The sequence below is a fragment of the Zoogloea dura genome (genome assembly GCF_012927165.1).
Classification (GTDB): domain Bacteria; phylum Pseudomonadota; class Gammaproteobacteria; order Burkholderiales; family Rhodocyclaceae; genus Zoogloea; species Zoogloea dura.
The window spans coordinates 1-18,495 of sequence record NZ_JABBGA010000015.1 but is presented as its reverse complement, the minus strand read 5'-3'; the positions used below and the strand labels follow the sequence as shown (position 1 = coordinate 18,495).

11 protein-coding genes and 1 pseudogene are annotated in these 18,495 nt (G+C 68.0%); 7 read left to right on the top strand and 5 right to left on the bottom strand.

Going from position 1 to position 18,495, the window contains the following annotated elements; translation table 11 throughout:
- The first annotated feature begins 30 nt into the window (after positions 1-30).
- The 4 genes from HHL15_RS16860 to HHL15_RS16845 all read left to right on the top strand — a co-directional run bounded on the left by HHL15_RS16860 (position 31) and on the right by HHL15_RS16845 (position 5,798).
- On the top strand, positions 31-639 hold the full coding sequence (locus HHL15_RS16860; protein ID WP_169146968.1) for a gluconate 2-dehydrogenase subunit 3 family protein: 609 nt from the start codon (positions 31-33) through the stop codon (positions 637-639).
- Between the two features lie 13 nt (positions 640-652).
- Complete coding sequence (locus tag HHL15_RS16855) at positions 653-2,215, top strand: FAD-dependent oxidoreductase (protein WP_169146967.1); 1,563 nt, start codon at positions 653-655, stop codon at positions 2,213-2,215.
- A gap of 11 nt (positions 2,216-2,226) precedes the next feature.
- A complete protein-coding gene (locus HHL15_RS16850; protein WP_169146966.1) occupies positions 2,227-3,690 on the top strand; it encodes a benzaldehyde dehydrogenase in 1,464 nt (487 codons plus the stop codon).
- 179 nt (positions 3,691-3,869) lie between these two features.
- On the top strand, positions 3,870-5,798 hold the full coding sequence (locus HHL15_RS16845) for a sigma-54-dependent Fis family transcriptional regulator (RefSeq protein ID WP_169146965.1): 1,929 nt from the start codon (positions 3,870-3,872) through the stop codon (positions 5,796-5,798).
- 42 nt (positions 5,799-5,840) lie between these two features.
- Here the strand turns inward: HHL15_RS16845 and HHL15_RS16840 are convergent, their stop codons facing one another.
- Complete coding sequence (locus tag HHL15_RS16840) at positions 5,841-7,082, bottom strand: HD-GYP domain-containing protein (protein WP_169146964.1); 1,242 nt, start codon at positions 7,080-7,082, stop codon at positions 5,841-5,843.
- Between the two features lie 488 nt (positions 7,083-7,570).
- Here HHL15_RS16840 and HHL15_RS16835 point away from each other — a divergent pair, with 488 nt between their 5' ends.
- From HHL15_RS16835 to HHL15_RS16825, 3 genes are all read left to right on the top strand, one after another.
- Complete coding sequence (locus HHL15_RS16835) at positions 7,571-9,823, top strand: hybrid sensor histidine kinase/response regulator (protein ID WP_169146963.1); 2,253 nt, start codon at positions 7,571-7,573, stop codon at positions 9,821-9,823.
- Between the two features lie 61 nt (positions 9,824-9,884).
- Positions 9,885-13,241 carry a PAS domain S-box protein gene (locus tag HHL15_RS16830; RefSeq protein WP_169146962.1) on the top strand — a complete coding sequence of 1,119 codons (3,357 nt, stop codon included), beginning with the start codon at positions 9,885-9,887 and terminating at the stop codon, positions 13,239-13,241.
- A 71-nt stretch (positions 13,242-13,312) separates the two neighbouring features.
- Positions 13,313-15,424 (top strand): TonB-dependent receptor, encoded by a 2,112-nt coding sequence (locus HHL15_RS16825; protein WP_169146961.1) that lies wholly within the window; start codon positions 13,313-13,315, stop codon positions 15,422-15,424.
- Between the two features lie 10 nt (positions 15,425-15,434).
- On the opposite strand, the gene HHL15_RS16820 is transcribed toward HHL15_RS16825, so the two are convergent.
- The 4 genes and pseudogenes from HHL15_RS16820 to dmpG form a co-directional block, all read right to left on the bottom strand.
- Positions 15,435-16,592, bottom strand: coding sequence for an MFS transporter (locus HHL15_RS16820; RefSeq protein WP_206198829.1), 1,158 nt, complete (start codon positions 16,590-16,592; stop codon positions 15,435-15,437).
- 151 nt (positions 16,593-16,743) lie between these two features.
- A pseudogene (locus HHL15_RS16815) lies at positions 16,744-16,941 on the bottom strand (2-hydroxymuconate tautomerase); the annotation flags it as partial.
- Between the two features lie 22 nt (positions 16,942-16,963).
- Complete coding sequence (gene dmpH, locus HHL15_RS16810; protein ID WP_169146959.1) at positions 16,964-17,752, bottom strand: 2-oxo-3-hexenedioate decarboxylase; 789 nt, start codon at positions 17,750-17,752, stop codon at positions 16,964-16,966.
- On the bottom strand, positions 17,749-18,495 hold a 747-nt coding region (gene dmpG, locus HHL15_RS16805; protein WP_169146958.1), incomplete at its 5' end, for a 4-hydroxy-2-oxovalerate aldolase. The genes dmpG and dmpH, both read right to left, overlap by 4 nt.

Genomic DNA, 18,495 nt, shown 5'->3' with positions numbered 1-18,495 from the left:
CCTCCGAGAACCCAACAGGAGCACATATCAATGAGAAACCTAAAGCAGAAGGACCTGGCGCCGGACGCGCTTCAGGCCATGTCCCATATCCAGAGCCTGGGGCGCCGGGATTTCCTGAAGTTCAGCAGCATTGCCGCGAGCCTGGCGCTGGCCGGCGGCGTGATCTCTCCCGTCAATGCCCTGGCCGCCATGCCGCCGGGCATCACGCATCTGTCCGAAGCGGAATACGCGGTGTTCCGCCGCCTGGTGGAGGTGGTGCTGGTGACCGAAGGCACGAAGCTGCTGCCGGTGAAGGACGTGCCCGTGCTGCAGACCCTGGATGCGGCCCTGCTGGCGACCATGGAGCCGCACATCCTGGCCGGCCTGAAGGGCGGCATCGCCTACTTCAACGATGGCCCGCAGGGGCAGTTCCACAAGCGCTTTGTCGAGCTGAACGATGCCCAGGCGCGGGCCTTTCTCGATGCCTGGGCCGATTCCCGCGAAGTGCCCCAGCGGGCGCTGGCGGTCGGGCTGAAGAAGCTCGTGGGCCTGGCCTATTGGGCCAATCCGCCCACCTGGGCACCCCTGGGCTACGACGGCCCGGTTTCCAAGCACTGGGGCCTGAAGTCCCAGGGCAATGCACCGATGCCCCAGGCTTGAGGTGGAGAGACACATGGACAAGAAGATCACGATTCAGCCGGCCACCCACGGCCTCAAGGTCACCCAGGCCAGCGACATTTCGGCAAGCCGGGTCGAGCTCAAGGCCGATGCGGTCATCGTCGGCTCCGGCGCCGGCGGCGCCATCGCGGCCTACGAACTGGCGTCGAAGGGAAAGAAGGTCATCGTCCTGGAGGCCGGGCCCTATGTGCCCTCGGAGAAGTTCTCCGAGATGATGGCGATCGCCATGGGCACCCTGTACCAGGACCACGGCGGCCAATCCAACACCCATGGCGACATCTCGATCCTGCAGGGCGCCTGCGTGGGCGGCTCGACGGTGGTCAATGCGGCCCTGTGCTTCCGCACGCCGGATTACTACCTCGACCTGTGGGCGCGGGAATACGGCCTGACCAATCTCACCCCGGCCGTCATGGCGCCTTATTTCGACAAGGTCGAGCGCAACCTGCAGATCCAGCAGAACGCCCGCCACGAAACGAGCCCCGGCGCCGAGATCATCAACAAGGGGCTCAAGAAGCTCGGCATCCCGGCGGGGGTGGCCAAGCGCAACGTGAAGAACTGCGGCCTCACCGGCTTCTGCTTCGCAGGCTGCGTGTCCGACCGCAAGCAGTCGATGCTGGTCACCTACCTGCCGTGGGCGGTGGAGAAGGGCGCCACCCTCCATGCCGACACCCGGGTGGTGCAGGTGCTCGCCGACAAGGGCGTGGCGAGCGGCGTGCTGGCCGAGGTGATCGACCCGGCCAGCGGCAGGAAGAAGGCCGACCTGCGCGTCGATGCGCCCATCGTGATCCTGGCCGCCGGCCCGGTGCAGACGCCGGTGCTGCTGCTGCGCAGCGGGCTGGCCAACTCCAGCGGGCAGGTGGGCAAGAACTTCGCCTGCCACCCGACGCTGTCGCTGACCGCCGAGTTCGACAAGCATGTGGACGACTTCCACGGCGCCACGCATTCCCTCTACGTGGATCGCTGGACCTTGCCGGAGGAGGGCGGCTACCTGCTGCTCAACGCGGTGCAGGACCCGGTGGAGGCGAGCTTCCAGGTCGAGCCGGGCACCGGCAAGCCCTACATGGCCTACATGAGCCGCTACCGCAACACCGTGCGCCTGATCACCCTCATCCACGACAAGAACGTGGGCGAGGTGAGCTGGAAGGACGGGGCCAAGCAGATCCACTACGAGGTGGACGACCAGGACTTCGAGGCCATGAAGGCGGGGCTCAAGACCAATGCCCGCATCCTGTTTGCTGCGGGCGCCCGGCGGGTGCATGTGCCGACCTCGCAGAAGTGCGTGATCGACAGCGCGAAGCAGATCGACGCGGTCATCGACGGGCTGAGGAACGAGCCGGCGCGCTACCGCTACACCTCCTTCCATCCCCAGGGCAGCTGCCGCATGGGGGCCGACCCGACACGCACGGTGGTCAATCCGCAGGGCGAGACCCACGACGTGAAGAACCTCTACGTCATGGATGCCAGCCTGCTGCCGACCTCCATCGGCTACAACCCGTCGGAGACGGTGTACGCCCTGGCCACCTATATCAGCGATCAGATCAACCAGGCTCACGCCTGACAGGAGAATGCATGATGACTTCGACTTCCGGCCGTAACTGGGACAACAAGCTGTTCACGGGCGAGTGGCTCCCGGGCCATGGCGAGAGCGTGCCGGCCCGCGAAGCGGCCACCGGCGCAAGCCTGGCCATGCTGGCCACCGCCAGCACGGCCGATGTGGCGGCCTCGGTGGAGATCGCCCGCCAGGCCCAGGCCGAATGGGCCGGCTGGTCCTTCGACCGCCGCGCCGAGGTGCTGCGCAATGTGGCCCGCCTGATCCGCGAGCGGACCGCGGAATTCAACCACTGGAACATCCGCGAATGCGGTTCCATCCCGGCCAAGGCGGAGTGGGAGATCCAGGCCGTCTACGAGCAGGCGCAGATGGCCGCGGCCATGCCGATGCAGCCCGTCGGCGAGCTGTACCCCTCGGCCATGCCCGGCCGCATGAACTACTGCCAGCGCCTGCCGATCGGTGTGGTGGGGGTGATCGCGCCGTGGAACTTCCCGATCCTGCTGTCCATGCGTTCGGTGCTGCCGGCCCTGGCCGTGGGCAACGCCGTGGTCCTCAAGCCGGATCTGCAGAGCGCCGTCTGCGGCGGCCTGCTGCTGGCCGAGGTGTTCGAGGCGGCGGGCCTGCCCAGGGGCGTCTTCCACGTGCTGCCCGGTGGCCCGCAGACCGGTGCCGACCTGGTCGCCCACCCCGATGTGAAGATGATCTCCTTCACCGGCTCGACCCAGGTCGGGCGCAGCATCGGCGAGGTGTGCGGGCGCATGCTCAAGAAGGTGGCGCTGGAGCTGGGCGGCAACAATCCGCTGGTCGTGCTGGATGACGCAGACCTCGAGGTGGCCTCGTCCTGCGGCGCCTGGGGCGCCTTCCTGCACCAGGGGCAGATCTGCATGCAGGCCGGCCGGCACCTGGTGCAGCGCGGTGTTGCCGAGCGCTACATCGGCCTGCTCGCCGAGCGGGCCTCCCGGCTGGTGGTGGGCAATCCGGCCACCGAGCCGGTGCACCTGGGGCCGTTGATCAACCTGCGCCAGGCCGAGCGGGTGGAGGACATCGTGCAGCGCTCGGTGGCCATGGGCGCCCGCATCGTCGCGGGTGGACGGCGCCAGGGGCAGTTCTTCGAGGCCACGGTGCTGGCCGACGTGACGCCCGACATGCCGGCCTTCAGCGAGGAGATCTTCGGGCCGGTGGCGCCCGTCACCGTGTTCGATACGGACGAAGAGGCGGTGACCCTGGTCAAGCGCTCGCCCTACGGCCTGGCCGCCGCCGTGCATGGCAGCGCGATGGGGCGGGCCTCCGCGCTGGCTTCGAAGCTTCGCGCAGGGATGGTTCACATCAACGACCAGACCGTGAACAACGAATTCCACATTCCTTTCGGTGGCATGGGCGCCTCCGGCAACGGCGGGCGCTTCGGCGGCCCGGCCAATTTCGAGGAGTTCACCCAGACCCAGTGGGTCAGCGTCTCCCACAAGGGCATCCAGTATCCGTTCTGACGGCTGAAGCGTTCTCTCCGGCACGGGCCTCCCCGTGCAGTCCCTTTGGGCTACCGCAAGGTAGCCCTTTTTTGTTTTCGATGGCGGCGGTGCAAGGATTCCCGCATCCAGAAATCTCGCGATTTTCAAGTATTATTGATAAAAAGCCGGCGAGATCGGCACCACCGAGGAGACACCGCATGGGCCTGCTTGCCCCCGCATCCATGGAGCGCATCGTTGCCGCGCGCCGTGCCTATTTCGACGATGGTCGTGAAGATGGCAGCCTGATCGATCCCGCCATCTACCGCTCGTGGTCGCGCTGTATTGCCGCGGCCCGCAGTGAGAGCGAAGCCATCGCGTTCGAGCAGGTGGGGCGGTCGCGGCTCAGCGAGCTCGTCCAGCGCAACCGGATGCTGCTCGAGGCCGGCACGGGGCCGGTCGCCGACCTGGAGAAAGCCATCGCCGGCGCCGGCTACGCGGTGCTGCTCACCGACAGCCGCGGCTACGCGATCTCGGTGGGCGGAGCGCTGGAACAGCAGCACCCGGAGATCCGCCAGGCCATCCGCCCCGGCGTGGATCTGTCGGAGGGGGCCATCGGCACCTCGGCGATGGCCTGCGCCCTGAAGGAAAGGCGCCCGGTGCGGGTCTTCGGGCCCGAGCATTTCTTCAGTGCCAACAAGCTGTTCCACTGCGCCGCGGCGCCGATTGTCGACCCACGTGGGGGGCTGATCGGCACCGTCGATATCACCCGCGGATCGTCCCATGCCGACTTCGGCGCGCTGTCCCTGGTCACGCGCTGTGCCCATGCCATCGAGTACGAGCTGTTCCGGCGCATTCCGGCCCGGGCCATCGTGACGCTGGCCTGGCAGCCGCATTCCACCGAGCCGTCGGCCGACCTGATCCTGGCCTTTGGCGACGATGGCGAGATCCTGGCGACCAACGAGGCGACGCGGCGCTTCATGGGGGTCGATACCTACCAGATCGGGCTGCAGTACGAGGATCTCTTCGAAGGGCGCTTCGGCACCACGCTGACCCTGCTGCAGGGCGCGCGCGGGGCGATTCCCGTGCAGCTGCGCTCGGGCATCTGCATGTATGCGTCGTTGTGGGCGCGCGAGGGGCAGGGCGCCGGCCTGGCCGCGCCGGCGGCGGTGGCCGTGGCGGGCGCCGGCAGGGCCGTCAGGCTCAAGCCGGCCAGCGTGCCTGACACCACCACCAGCGACTTTGGCGACGGGCGCATCAATGAGGAACTGGAGATAGGACTCAAGGCGCTGCACAGCGGGCTGCCGGTGCTGGTGCTGGGCGAGACCGGCACCGGCAAGGATGTCGTGGCGCGGGCACTGCACGAGCGCAGCACCCGCCGCGACGCCGCCTTCGTGGCGATCAACTGTGCGGCGATCCCCGAGAGCCTGATCGAGAGCGAGCTTTTCGGTTACGAGGAGGGGGCCTTCACCGGCGCCCGGCGCGGCGGCGCGGCCGGGCGGATCGAGCAGGCTGGCGGCGGCACCCTGTTCCTTGATGAGATCGGCGACATGCCGCTGCACCTGCAGGCCCGGCTGCTGCGCGTCCTGGAGAGCAAGGAGGTCAGCCGCCTCGGCGGCAGCGCGACGCAGCGCGTGGATTTCCAGCTGGTCTGCGCCACCCACCAGGACATCGAGCAGGCGGTGCGGGAGGGGCGCTTCCGCCGCGACCTGTATTACCGGATCAACGCCTTCGTGCTGACCCTCTCACCCCTGCGGCTGCGGCCCCACCTGAAGGCGCTGGCGTGCTCGATCCTGGCCGGGCTGTCGGACGGTGCCCGCAGCTTCTCGCCCGAGGCCCTGGAGCGGCTGGCCGCCTACCCGTGGCCGGGCAATGTGCGTGAGTTCAGGAACGCCATCATCTATGCCCACGCGATCGCACCGGCGGGGGAGCGGATCGGGGCCGGGCACTTCCCCCGTTCGGTCCTTGTGCCGGTACTGCCCGAGGGCACCGCGACGGGCGGCGGCCAGGCCGGGGTGCTGGCCTCCCTGGAGCGCGAGGCCATGCGCCGGGCCCTCGATGAATGCGCTGGAAACGTCCGGCTGGCGGCAAAGCGCCTGGGGATCAGCCGCGCCACCCTGTATCGCCGGATCCACAGCGGCGAGGTCTGAGCCCGCCTCTCCGGCCCGTTCCCCCTCCTGCTGCCAGCTTGTTCAGGCCGGCAGCTCGCCGTGCACCGCCAACCGGTAGCAATTGTCCACGTGCCGGCGCAGCAGTTCGACCAGCTCGGCATCGAGGCGGCCTTCCGCCAGCAGTTCGTCGAGGTGGGCCATCACCGCGCCGCTGTCCAGGCGCGGCCGGTAGGGGCGGTCCTGGGACATGGCCTGGAAGATGTCGGCCACCGCGATCAGGCGGGCCTGCCAGGGAATGTCCTTGGCGTGGAGCTGGCTGGGGTAGCCGGTGCCGATCAGGTCTTCGTGGTGCATGCTGGCCCACTCGGCCAGCGGCAGGTTGGGGAAGACCTTTTTCAGGATGCGGCCGGTGTCGTAGCTGTGGCGCCGCACGATGGCGCGCTCCTGGATGCTGATCGAGCCCGGCTTGTCGATGATCTCCTCGGGGACCCGCAGCTTGCCGATGTCGTGCAGCAGGGCGGCGATCTCGAGCAGGTCGAGCTCCACGCCGGTCACCCCGCGGGCCTGCGCCAGGTAGCGGGTGAGCTGGGCGACGCGGGTGGAGTGTTCCAGGGTGTAAACGCTCTTGGAGTCCACCGTGCGGGCGAACAGGCCGGCGATGGCCAGCGCCTCCTGGCTGCTCAGCTCGACCGGGGTCTCGTGCATCAGGTGCTCGTCGACAACTTCATCCACATAGGGCGGATCGCATTGCAGCCAGAACTCCTCGCGGCCGGCAGCGCGCTGCAGGGCGCCGATCAGCTCGGGGCTGAACTGGCAGCCCGACATGCCGGCCAGGCGTTCGATGATCGCCGGATACTCCCACAGGATCTCGTTCTTCAGGCCGTCTGCGGTGATGTAGTGGGCCAGCAGCACATCCAGGCGGTCGGCCAGGAAGATCAGGTTGGCCTCCAGGCGTTCGGCGGCGGTCAGCGGCTCGGCGGCCAGGTCTTCCCAGCGCGTGTGGTGCCAGCGGGTTGTCGTGGCGAAGCGCTGCAGGGGCGGGCAGGCCAGCAGGTAGGTCTCGCCGCGCTCGCAGTGGGCCTGGGCGCCGTCCCATTCCAGGGTGTCGGTGAGGTGGCGGTGTTCTTCGGTACGCGCGACGCCGCAGTCATGGAGCATGCCGGCGTAGAGCATGTCGAGGCAGCGCGACTTCTCCCATGCCAGCTCGTTGGCAATGGAGAAGGCAAACAGGGCGACGCGTTTCCCGTGGTGGACCTCGTCGATCCCGACGAAGTCGAGCGCACCGGTGAGTGCGGCGATGGTTCGCTGGAGCGATATTTTCATGTGCGTCGATATGCCTGGTTCTCGACCGGGGGCGTGGGTCGATGTATTGCTGCCGGCGTGTTGCCGGCGGGTGACACTTTACCGTGTCCGGGCGGCTTGTTTGCGCAGCGATGTACAAAGTCCTGCTTGGCACTACGCCTTTCATCCCCTTGAACGGCGCCTGCCGCCAGGACAAAGCCGATTGGCCTGCGCTTGATGTGGATCAAGCCCCGCGGGGCGCTGCGGTGGATTCAGGTGTGCAAGAATGCCGGCCATGATGTGCGTTGCAATACAGATTGCGCGGAAAGAATCACATACAGACCGGACTGCCACGGCCCATTGCGGGTGAAGGTCCGGCCTGTTCAATTGCCGGGCCGGACTCGATCGGGCTTTTACGGAGGGGTCGCCGGTAGGGTGCCATGCAGTCTCTATTTCGTAGTTTCCTGGCAGGTATGTCGACCGGGCTTTCGCTGGAGAGCCTGCAGCGTTTCCGTCGATATGGATTTGTCGTGCTGGTCATTTACGCGGCGTATGCGGCCGTACTGGTTGCCGAGCTGGTCGAGTCGCGGCAGCAGGCCCTCCACTATGCCGGGATGGAGTCGCTCAACCAGGTGAGGAGCCTGGACGAGAATCTGGATGGCAGCATCGAGCGTGTCGACACGCTGCTCAAGGAATTGCGCTTCCAGGTCGAGCCTCAGCTGCAGGGCGGCAACCCGCCCCGGGCGGAGGTGGTGAATGCCCTGCTGGCCCGTTTCCTGGCGTATCTGCCGGAATCCCAGAGCCTGCGCATTGCCGGGCCTGATGGACATTTCCTGTACGACGCCAGCGGGACCCTGTTCCCGGCCCATATCCAGGATCGCGCTTATTTCCAGGCGCACCGGGATAATCCCCAGTCGGGCCTGGTGGTATCGGAGCCGATCTTTGCCCGCATCACGAAAAACTGGGTGTTCACCGTCAGCCGCCGCCTCAGCGGGCCGCAGGGCGAATTCCTGGGCATCATCCAGGCCGCCGTCAATGCCGATGTATTGCAGCGCAAGATGGCCGGAGTGCGCCTCGGGGAGGGCGATGTGCTGTCCATCTTCGACCGGGACTTCCGCCTGCTGGCCCGGGTGCCGCCGCTGCCCGGACAGCAGGGGCTGCGTGTTGCGGAGCACTTCCGGCAGGAGATCCTGGCCCGGGGCGGGGAGGAGGGCAGCCTGCGGGCGGTTTCTCCCCTCGATGGAAAGGAGCGGGTCTTCGGTTTCCGCCGGGGCGATGACAGCCCCTTCATCGTGCTGGCCGGGCGCCAGGTGGACCGGGTACTGGCCGAATGGACGCGCAAGGCCGTCTTTTATGGGGTGTGCCTGCTGTCGGGCCTGGTGCTCCTGTCGGTGCTGATGCTGTTCTGGGGCAGCATGTATCGGCGTGCGCTCGAACTGGCGGCGCAGATGAGCGCGGAGAGCCGCGAGATCGCCGAGCAACTGAAGGGCGCCAACGCCGAACTGGAGCAGCACCAGGCCCATCTGCAGCAGCTGGTCGACGAGCGCACGCGGAACATCGAAGTCCTGAACGGCGAACTCCGCCTGCGCGTCGACCAGGTCGAGGCGGCCAACCACGCGAAGAGTGATTTCCTGGCCAGCATGAGCCACGAGATCCGCACGCCCCTGAACGCCATCATCGGTCTCACCGACCTGCTGTTGCGCAAGCCGCAGCCGCCGGAGGACCTGGACAAGCTCGACAAGCTGCGCGCGGCGGGCCGGCATCTCCTCGGTGTCATCAACGACATCCTCGATCTGTCGAAGATCGAGGCCGGCAAGCTGGCCCTGCGTCCGGAGCGCTTCGAGCTGCGGGCCCTGGGGGCCAACGTGGTCTCGATGCTGGCGGAAAGCGCGCGGGCCAAGGGGCTGGAGCTGAAGCTGGAGCAGGCGGCGCTGCCTGCATTCGCCTGGGGGGACGCGACCCGCCTGACTCAGTCCTTGCTGAACCTGGCGGGCAACGCGGTCAAGTTCAACCAGCGGGGTACGGTCAGCCTGCGGATCCGGCCGGTGGAGGAGCGCGAAGACCGGCTGAAGCTGTACTTCGAGGTGGAAGACACGGGTATCGGCATCGATGCGGAGACCCAGTCGCGCCTGTTTGCCCCCTTCGAGCAGGCCGGCAGCAGCACCGCCAGAGACTACGGCGGCACCGGGCTGGGGCTGGCCATCACGCGCCGGCTGGCCGCCCTGATGGATGGCGAGACGGGCGTCAGGAGCGTGCCGGGCGTGGGGAGCGTCTTCTGGTTCACGGCCTGGGTCGGCCACCTGGCGGCCGCTGCCGACGAGTCCGGGCCGGCGCCGCTGGCCGAGCCGGTGCGGCGCATCCGCGAAGCCCATGCGGGCAGGCGCGTGCTGCTGGTGGAGGACGACGAGATCAATCAACTGGTGGCCTGCGAGTATCTTGCCGAGGCGGGTCTGCAGACAGACATCGCCGCTGATGGCGTGGAAGCTGTGGCGATGCTGTCCGGGCTAGCGCCAGAGCACTTCGCGCTGATCCTGATGGACGTGCAGATGCCGCGGATGGACGGCCTCGAGGCGACCCGGCAGATCCGCCGGCTGCCGGGCCTGGCCCGGATCCCGATCATCGCGATGACGGCCAATGCCTTCGACGAGGATCAGGCGCGCTGCATCAAGGCCGGGATGAATGACTTCGTGGCCAAGCCGGTGGCACCGGGCCAGATGTTTCCGACCGTGCTGAAGTGGCTGGCCGCCGGGCAGGCGCTGGCAGATACTGCGCGCACGGGGTGAACCGGACTTCCGGTGGCCGTACTGATGGGGCTGAAGTGGCCCGGGGCGCAGGTGTATCGAGATGGACATCGAAATCTTTCCGTGGAACGACAATTTCAACACAGGGCTCGAGCTCGTCGATGCGCAGCACCACAAGCTGGTTGAACTGCTGAACACCCTCGCAGCACGCATCGCCTTCAGTGCCGGTGAGCTGGGACTGAACAGCCTGCTCGATGAACTGGCCGACTACGCCGTGTATCACTTTGCCTGCGAAGGCGAGGTCTGGGAGGCTTCCTTCCAGGGGGATCCGCTGGAGATCGCGCACCGGGCCACCCACGACGCCTTTGTCGGCGAAGTGGGCCGTATGCGTGCGGCGCTGAGCGAAACGCCGGACGCGCTGCTGGCCGAGGAGCTGCTCGGCTTCCTGGCGCGCTGGCTGGCCTCCCACATCCTCGAGTCCGACCGCTTCATGGCCTGCGTGGTAAGGGCCAGGCAGGGTGGCCTGCCCCTCGAGGAGGCCAAGCTGCAGGCCAAGGTCGAGATGGGCGGATCGACGCGGGCCCTGATCGACATCATCTTGTCGATCTATGCGACGCTATCCACCAACACCCTGAATCTGATGCGCGAGCTGGCCGAGCACCGGCGCGACAAGGAGGCGCTGGTAGAGGCCCGGGACTCCCTCGAGGCCTCGCAGACCCTGCTCAAGACCATCATCGACACGGCGCCCATCCGGGTCTTCTGGAAGGACAGGGAGTCCCGCTACCTGGGCTGCAATCCGGCCTTTGCGCGGGACGCCGGCATGGCCGACCCCGCCGAGCTGATCGGCAGGGACGATTCCCAGATGGCCTGGGCCGCCGAGGCCGAGCTGTACCGCAAGGACGACCGCGCCGTGATCGAATCCGGCGTGCCCAAGCTCAGCTACGAAGAGCCGCAGACCACCCCGACCGGCGAGGCGATCTGGCTGCGTTCGTCGAAGGTGCCGCTGCGCAGCCGCGACGGCGCGATCATCGGCGTGCTGGGCATCTACGATGACATCACCGAGCGCAAGAACGCGGTGGAGTCGATCCGCAACAGCGAGGTCAAGTTCCATTCGCTGTATACCTCGATGACGGAAGGCGTGGCCCTCCACGAGCTGGTCTTCGACGGTAGCGGGAAGCCTGTCGATTACCGGATCATCGACGTCAATCGGGCCTTCGAATCGATCCTGTCGCTGGGCCGCGAGAAGGTTGTCGGCCGCCTGGCCAGCGAGGTGTATGGGCAGGTGCCCTACCTGGCAGCCTATGCCGAGGTGGCCCTGGGCGGGCCGGCGATCCGCTTCCAGCCCTTCTTCGAACCCCTGGGCAAGCACTTCTCCATTTCCGTGTTCTCGACCGAGCAGCGACGCTTCGCCACCGTCTTCGAGGACGTGACCGACAGGGTCCATGCGCTGGAGGCCCTGCGGGCCAGCGAGGAGCACACCCGCCTGGCGCTGGCCGCCTCCAACCAGGGGTGGTTCGACCTGGATCTGCTCACCGGCAAGGTGGAGGTGAGCGAGAACTACCCCGCCCTGATCGGCGCCGATCCGGCCAACTTCATCACCGACATGGAAGGCTGGTTCGCCAGCATCCACCCGGACGATGTGGCACTGCTGCGGCAGCGCTTCGAGGCCTGCCTGCGCAAAGGCGGGCCGGAGACCATGGCTTACCGGCGTCGTTTCGGCACCGATGGCTGGGTCTGGATCGAGTCGGTCGGCAAGGTCGTGAGTCGCGATGCTGCCGGCCGCCCGCTGCGCATGACCGGCATCCACACCGACATCAGCGAGCGCAAGCGCATGGAGATGAGCCTGCAGGACTCGGAGATCCGCTTCCGCACCCTCATCGACGAATCGCCGCTGGCCATCCAGATCGTCGGCCTGGATGGCCGCACCCTGCGCGTCAACAAGGCCTGGGAAAGCCTGTGGGGGGTGTCCGGCGCAAGCCTGGGCGACCACTCCGTGCTCGACGATCCGGAGCTCGACAAGGCCGGCGTGACGCGCAGGGTGCGGGGCGCCTTTGCCGGCGAGGGCAGCTCGGTCACCACCATCGAATACGACCGCGAGCACTTGCCGCCGGGCGCTGCCGGCCGCGACACCTTCCTGGTGCGGACCGTCATCTACCCCTCCCGCCTGTCGGACGGATGCGTGGGCGAGGTGGTGCTGATCCAGGAAGACGTCACAGCGATCCGCCTGGCCGAAAGGGAGCTGGAGCGCCATCGCAACCAGCTGGAAGGCCTGGTGAGGGAACGCACCGCCGAACTCTCGGTGGCCAAGGAGGCCGCCGAAGCGGCCAACGTGGCCAAGAGCGCCTTCCTGGCCAACATGAGCCACGAGATCCGCACGCCGCTCAATGCCATCTCCGGCATGACCTACCTGATCCGCCGCAGCGGCCTGGACGCCGAGCAGGAGGAACGCCTGGACAGGATCGACCGCGCCAGCCGGCATCTCATGGAGATCATCGACGCGGTGCTCGACCTGTCGAAGATCGAGGCCGGCAAGTTTGCCCTCGAGGATGCGCCGGTGCAGGTCGAATCCATCTGCCGCAATGTCGCCGCCATGTTGCTCGAGCGGGCCAGGGCCAAGGGCCTGGACCTGGTGGTGGATTGCCCGACCCTGCCGCAGAGCGTGTTCGGCGACGCCACGCGCATCCAGCAGGCGCTGCTGAACTACGTGAGCAACGCGATCAAGTTCACCGAGAGCGGCCACGTGACCCTGCGCGTCCGGCCCGAGGCCGACATGGGGTCGCACCTGCGGCTGCGCTTCGAGGTGGAAGACAGCGGCATCGGCATCGCCCCGGACGTCATGGCGCGCCTGTTCTCCGCCTTCGAGCAGGCCGACAACAGCACCACCCGCCGCTATGGCGGCACCGGCCTGGGGCTGGCCATCACCAAGAAGCTGGCCGAGCAGATGGGCGGCACCACCGGCGTCGAGAGCCACGCAGGGCGCGGCAGCAGGTTCTGGTTCACGGTGAGTCTCCGCCAGGTGGCCGGAAGCTCCGGGGGGCTGCGGCCCGAGACAGGCGACCAGGCCGAAGCCCGCCTCAAGCAGGCGCACGCCGGCAAGCGGGTGCTGCTGGTCGAGGACGAGGCGGTCAACCGCGAAGTCGCCATGCTGTTCCTGGGCGACGTGGGCCTGCACGTCACCTCCGCCGAAGATGGCGCGATGGCTCTGGATCTCGCCCGGCAGCAGCGCTTCGACCTGATCCTGATGGACATGCAGATGCCGGTGATGGACGGGCTGGATGCCACCCGCCAGATCCGCAGCCTGGCGGCCTGCCGCCATGTACCCATCCTGGCGATGACCGCCAACGCCTTCGCCGAAGACCGGCAGCGCTGCATGGATGCCGGCATGAACGACTTCATCACCAAGCCGGTCGTCCCGGAGCTTCTCTACACCAAGCTGCTGGGTTACCTGGAAGGGGCATGAAGGGCGGGGCGGGGATATACGTCGAAGCGCGTATGGGGGATCTGCTCCAGCGGCTTATATGATGCGCCGGGATGAATTCCTGCATTCCCTGGATCGTGTCCTCCGACTTCCCCCCCGCCGCCTTCAACGCACGCCTCCGTCCGCTGGCCGTGGCGCTGACATGCCTGTGCGCGGGGCGGGAGGGCCTTGCCGGGACCACGCTTCCCGACGTGGTGGTCTCCGCCAACTACCAGAACGGTGTCGGCACCAGCGACGCGGCCAGCGAGGGCGTGGTGACCCGCAGGCTGCTGCAGAGCCGCCCGACCTTGCGCCCGGCCGAGGTGCTGGAGTTCGTGCCGGGAGTGATCGTCTCCCAGCACAGCGGTGACGGCAAGGCCAACCAGTACTACCTGCGCGGCTTCAATCTCGACCACGGCACGGACTTCGCCGCCCACCTGGACGGCATGCCGGTGAACATGCCGAGCCACGCCCACGGCCAGGGCTATACCGACCTCAACTTCCTGATCCCCGAGCTGCTCCAGTCCGTCCACTACCGCAAGGGCTTGTACGCGGCGGAAGACGGGGATTTCAGCTCCGCCGGCTCGGCCCGCCTGAGCCTGGTCGACAGCCTGCCCCAGGGCCTGGCGACGCTGACCGTCGGCGAACGCCGGTTCACCCGGGCGTTGCTGGCCAAGTCTGCGGCGCTGAGCGCCGGCACCCTGTTGTACGCCCTGGAAGGCGCCCGTAACGACGGTCCCTGGCAGAACCCGGAGAACTACCGCCGCTTCAATGGCGTGCTGCGTTACAGCCTGGCCGAAGGGGGCACGCAGCACAGCCTCACCGCCATGGCCTACACCTCGCACTGGCACAGCACGGACCAGGTGCCGCGGCGGGCCATCGAAAGCGGCCTGATCGGCCGTTATGGCGCCATCGATCCGTCGGACCACGGCGACACGGCCCGCTACAGCCTGTCGTGGCAGATGCTCAAGGTGGTGGAGGGCGGTGAATGGGCCGCCAGCGCGTATGCCATCCGCTCGCGCTTGAAGCTCTTCTCCAACTTCACCTACTACCTGGACAACCCGGTCGATGGAGACCAGTTCGAGCAGGCCGAATCCCGCCAGGTGCTGGGCGGCAGCCTGAGCCGCCTGTGGCAGGGGCGGCTGGCGGGGCTGGAGAGCAACGCCACCCTCGGCGTGCAATGGCGTCGCGACAGCCTCAGCCCGGTCGGGCTCTATACGGCCAGGGATGGGCAGCGGACCGGCGTGACGCAGGAGAGCCGGCTGCGTCAGGACAGTGTAGGCATCTATGCCCGGAACGAGACCCGCTGGCTGCCCTGGCTGCGCAGCGTCGCCGGCCTGCGCGCCGACCACCTGGACGTGGATGTCACCAGCAACATCGACGCCAACAGCGGGGCGCGGAGCGCCTGGATCGACAGCCCCAGGCTGTCGCTGATCCTGGGGCCGTGGGCGCGCAGCGAGTTCTTCCTCAACTGGGGCCAGGGCTTCCACAGCAATGACGCCCGCGGCATCACCGCCAGGGTGAAGGCCAGGAGCGGCGAGGCCATCGACCCGGCGATCCCGCTGGTGCGCAGCAAGGGCCGCGAGATCGGTTTCCGCACGGAGTGGATACCCGGCCTGCAGAGCTCGGTGGCGGTGTGGCAGCTGGAAATGGCCTCCGAGCTGGTATTCGTCGGCGATGCCGGCGAGACCGAGGCCAGCGGCGCCTCGCGGCGGCATGGCGTGGAGTTCAACAATCACTACCGTGCCACGCCGTGGCTGATCCTGGATGCCGACATCGCCTTGTCGCAGGCCCGCTTCCGCCAGGCGCAAGGAGACGCGCCGAATGCCGGCCGCCATGTGCCCGGGGCGGTGCAGAAGGTGGTGTCGGCCGGCGCCACGGTAGCGGATCTGGGGCCGTGGTCCGGCCAGCTCCAGCTGCGCCACTTCGGGCCGCGCCCGCTGATCGAGGACAACAGCGTGCGCTCTCAGGGCACGACACTGGCCTATGCCCGCGTCGGCTACCGCATCAGCGCCGACACCCGGCTGGCGCTGGATGTGTTCAACCTGCTCAACCGCAAGGCCAGCGACATCGACTACTACTACGCCTCCCGCCTGCCGGGCGAGCCCGCCGGCGGCATCAGCGGCATTCACTCGCACCCGGCGGAGCCGCGCACGCTCAGGGTGAGCCTGAGCACTCGCTTCTGAGCAGGCCGGCTCAGGTGATGAGGGCGGCCGACCGGCGTGCCGCCAGGCGCACCGCGGCAAGGCCGACGAGGGCCAGCGCCGCGGCGGCGAAGGGGATCAGGGTCAGGTCGTCGGTGGTGAGCAGCACCACACCGCCGGCCCAGGCGCCGAGGGCATTGCCGACGTTGAAGGCGCCGATGTTGAGGGTGGAGATCAGATTGGGGGCCGTCTGCCCATGGTTCACCACGTTCACCTGCAGTGCCGGCACCAGCGCGAAGGCGGCCAGCGCCCACAGGAACAGGTTGATCGCGGCGGCCACGGGGCTGTGGCTGGTCCAGGCCAGCGTTGCCGAGCACAGGGCCAGGGCCATGAAAGCGGCAGACAGGGTGGCGCGCAGATGCTTGTCGCCATAGCGGCCGCCCAGCACGTTGCCGACGGTGAGGCCGATGCCGATCAGCAGCAGGTTGCCGGTGACGCCCCGCGGCGACACGCCGGTGACGTCCCGCAGCAGCGGTGCGACATAGGTGAACAGGGCGAACATCGAGGCCGAGAACAGCACCGTGGTGGACAGCGCCAGCCACAGGTCCGGCCTGAGCAGGCCGCCCAGCTCCTGGCGGATCGACAGCGGCGCCTGGTGGGCGTCGCGGGGCAGGGCGCGGATCAGGCCGGCAAGGGCGGCGATGCCGATCAGGGTGACGGCCCAGAAGGTCGAGCGCCAGCCCAGGGCCTGACCCAGCGCGGTGCCCAGGGGCACACCGAGCACGTTGGCCAGGGTCAGCCCGGTGAACATCATGGCCACGGCGGAGGCGCGGCGCTCCGGCGCCACCAGCCCCGCGGCCGCCACAGCGCTGATGCCGAAGAAGGCGCCATGGCACAGGGAGGTCACCACCCGGGCCACCAGCAGGAAGGCGTAGTCACCCGCCAGCGCACACAGCAGGTTGCCGGCGATGAAGATGCCCATCAGCAGGATCAGCGCCGTCCGCCTGGGCAGGCGCGAGGTGGCCAGGGCCATCAGCGGCGCCCCGATGGCGACGCCCAGCGCGTAGGCGGTGATCAACCAGCCGGCCACGGGCACCGAAACACCCAGGTCGGCAGACACCTCGGGCAGCAGGCCCATGATGACGAATTCCGTCGTGCCGATGGCAAAGGCACTCAGGGCGAGGACGAGGAGCGGAATGGGAATGGGCAAGATGGGGGCACGCGGAGAAGTGGGGGGGAGGGCGGGCGGGCCGGCTTGCGCCGCGGGGGCAGGGCCTCCAGGGCCTGCAGGGGGGATGTGACACCGGCCTCGCGTTTGCGTTCAACGCGGCAGACCGGTGTCCAGGGGGCGTCGGCCCAGGTCAGCGCCCCAGGTCCTTGGCGGTCTGGCCGGCGATGCCCCAGTTGGTCTTGGGGACTTCCTGGATCCAGACGCGGACCGCGTCCTTGGGGGCGCCGGTCGAATCGACGATGGCCTGGCTCACTTTCTCGATCACCGCGCGCTTCTGGTCTTCGCTGCGGCCTTCGATCATGTAGATCTGGGCGAATGGCATGGCTGTTCTCCTTTCAGTGGGTGTGGAATCAAACGAAGCGCAGGCTCGTGGAGCCCATGCCGTGGACCCGCAGGGTCACCGTGTCACCGGCCGCCACGGCGACGGCTTCGGTGATGCCGCCGGACAGCACGATGGCGCCGGCGGGGATCTCCTCGCCACGGCTGGCCAGATGGTTGGCGAGCATCGCCACCGCGGAGGCAGGGTTGCCGAGCACCGCCGCCCCCACGCCCATCGCCACCGCCTCGCCGTTCTTCTCCATGATGACGCCGAGGGTGGACAGGTCCACCCCGCTGGCCTGTGTCGGTACGCCGCCGACCACGAAGCGGCTGGCCGAGGTGTTGTCGGCGATGACGCTCTTCAGGTCGAACTTGAAGTCGCGGTAGCGGCTGTCGATGACTTCGATGCCGGGCAGCAGGTATTCGGTGGCGGCCAGCACCGCGCCCACATGGCAGCCGGGGCCGCGCAGGGCGCTCTTCAGCACGAAGGCGATCTCCGGCTCCACCTTGGGGTGGATCAGCCCGGCAACCTGGACCTCGCCGCAGTCGGGCACGGCGTAGTCGTCGGTCATGAAGCCGAACACCGGGCTGGTCACGCCCATCTGCTTCATCTTGGCCAGGGAGGTGAGGCCTGCCTTGAGGCCCACCACGCGACGGCCGCGGGCCAGCTTGCGGTGCAGGATCCCATGCTGGATGGCGTAGGCGTCGTCCCAGTCCATATCCGGGTGGTCGTCGGTGATCTTGGTGGTGTCGCGGGCCTCGCGCTGGCAGTCGTCGAGCCGCGCCGCCAGATCGGCAATGGTCCTGGCATCGAGCTTCATGCTGCCACCCCGCGCGCCCGTGCCATGGTGATGGCCGTATCCTCGATCATGTCCTCCTGGCCGCCCACCATGCCGCGGCGGCCCAGTTCGACCAGGATGTCGCGGGCCGGGATGCCGTACTTCACCGAGGCGCGCTTGGCAAAGAGCAGGAAGGAGCCATACACGCCGGCGTAGCCCAGCGTGAGGGCATCGCGGTCGATACGGATCGGGAAGTCCATGATCGGGATCACCAGGTCTTCGGCCACGTCGGTGATCTTCGCCACATCCACCCCGGTCTCGATGCCCATCAGGCTGCACACGGCGATCAGCACCTCCATCGGGGTGTTGCCGGCCCCGGCGCCCAGGCCGGCGGCGGCCGCGTCGATGCGCGTGGCGCCCACTTCGATGGCGGCGATGCTGTTGGCCACGCCCATGGCCAGGTTGTGGTGGCCGTGGAAGCCCAGTTCGGTCTCCGGCTTGAGGGCCGCGCGCACCGCGCTCAGGCGCGCCTTCACGCCGTCGGGCAGCAGGTGGCCGGCCGAGTCGGTGACGTAGATGCAGTTGGCGCCGTAGCTTTCCATCAGCTTGGCCTGGGTGACCAGCCCTTCGGGGCTGTTCATGTGGCTCATCATCAGGAAACCGACGGTGTCCATGTCGAGCTTCCTGGCCAGGGTGATGTGCTGTTCGGACACATCGGCCTCGGTGCAGTGGGTGGCCACGCGGATGGTGTTGACCCCCAGGTCCTTGGCCATGCGCAGGTGATC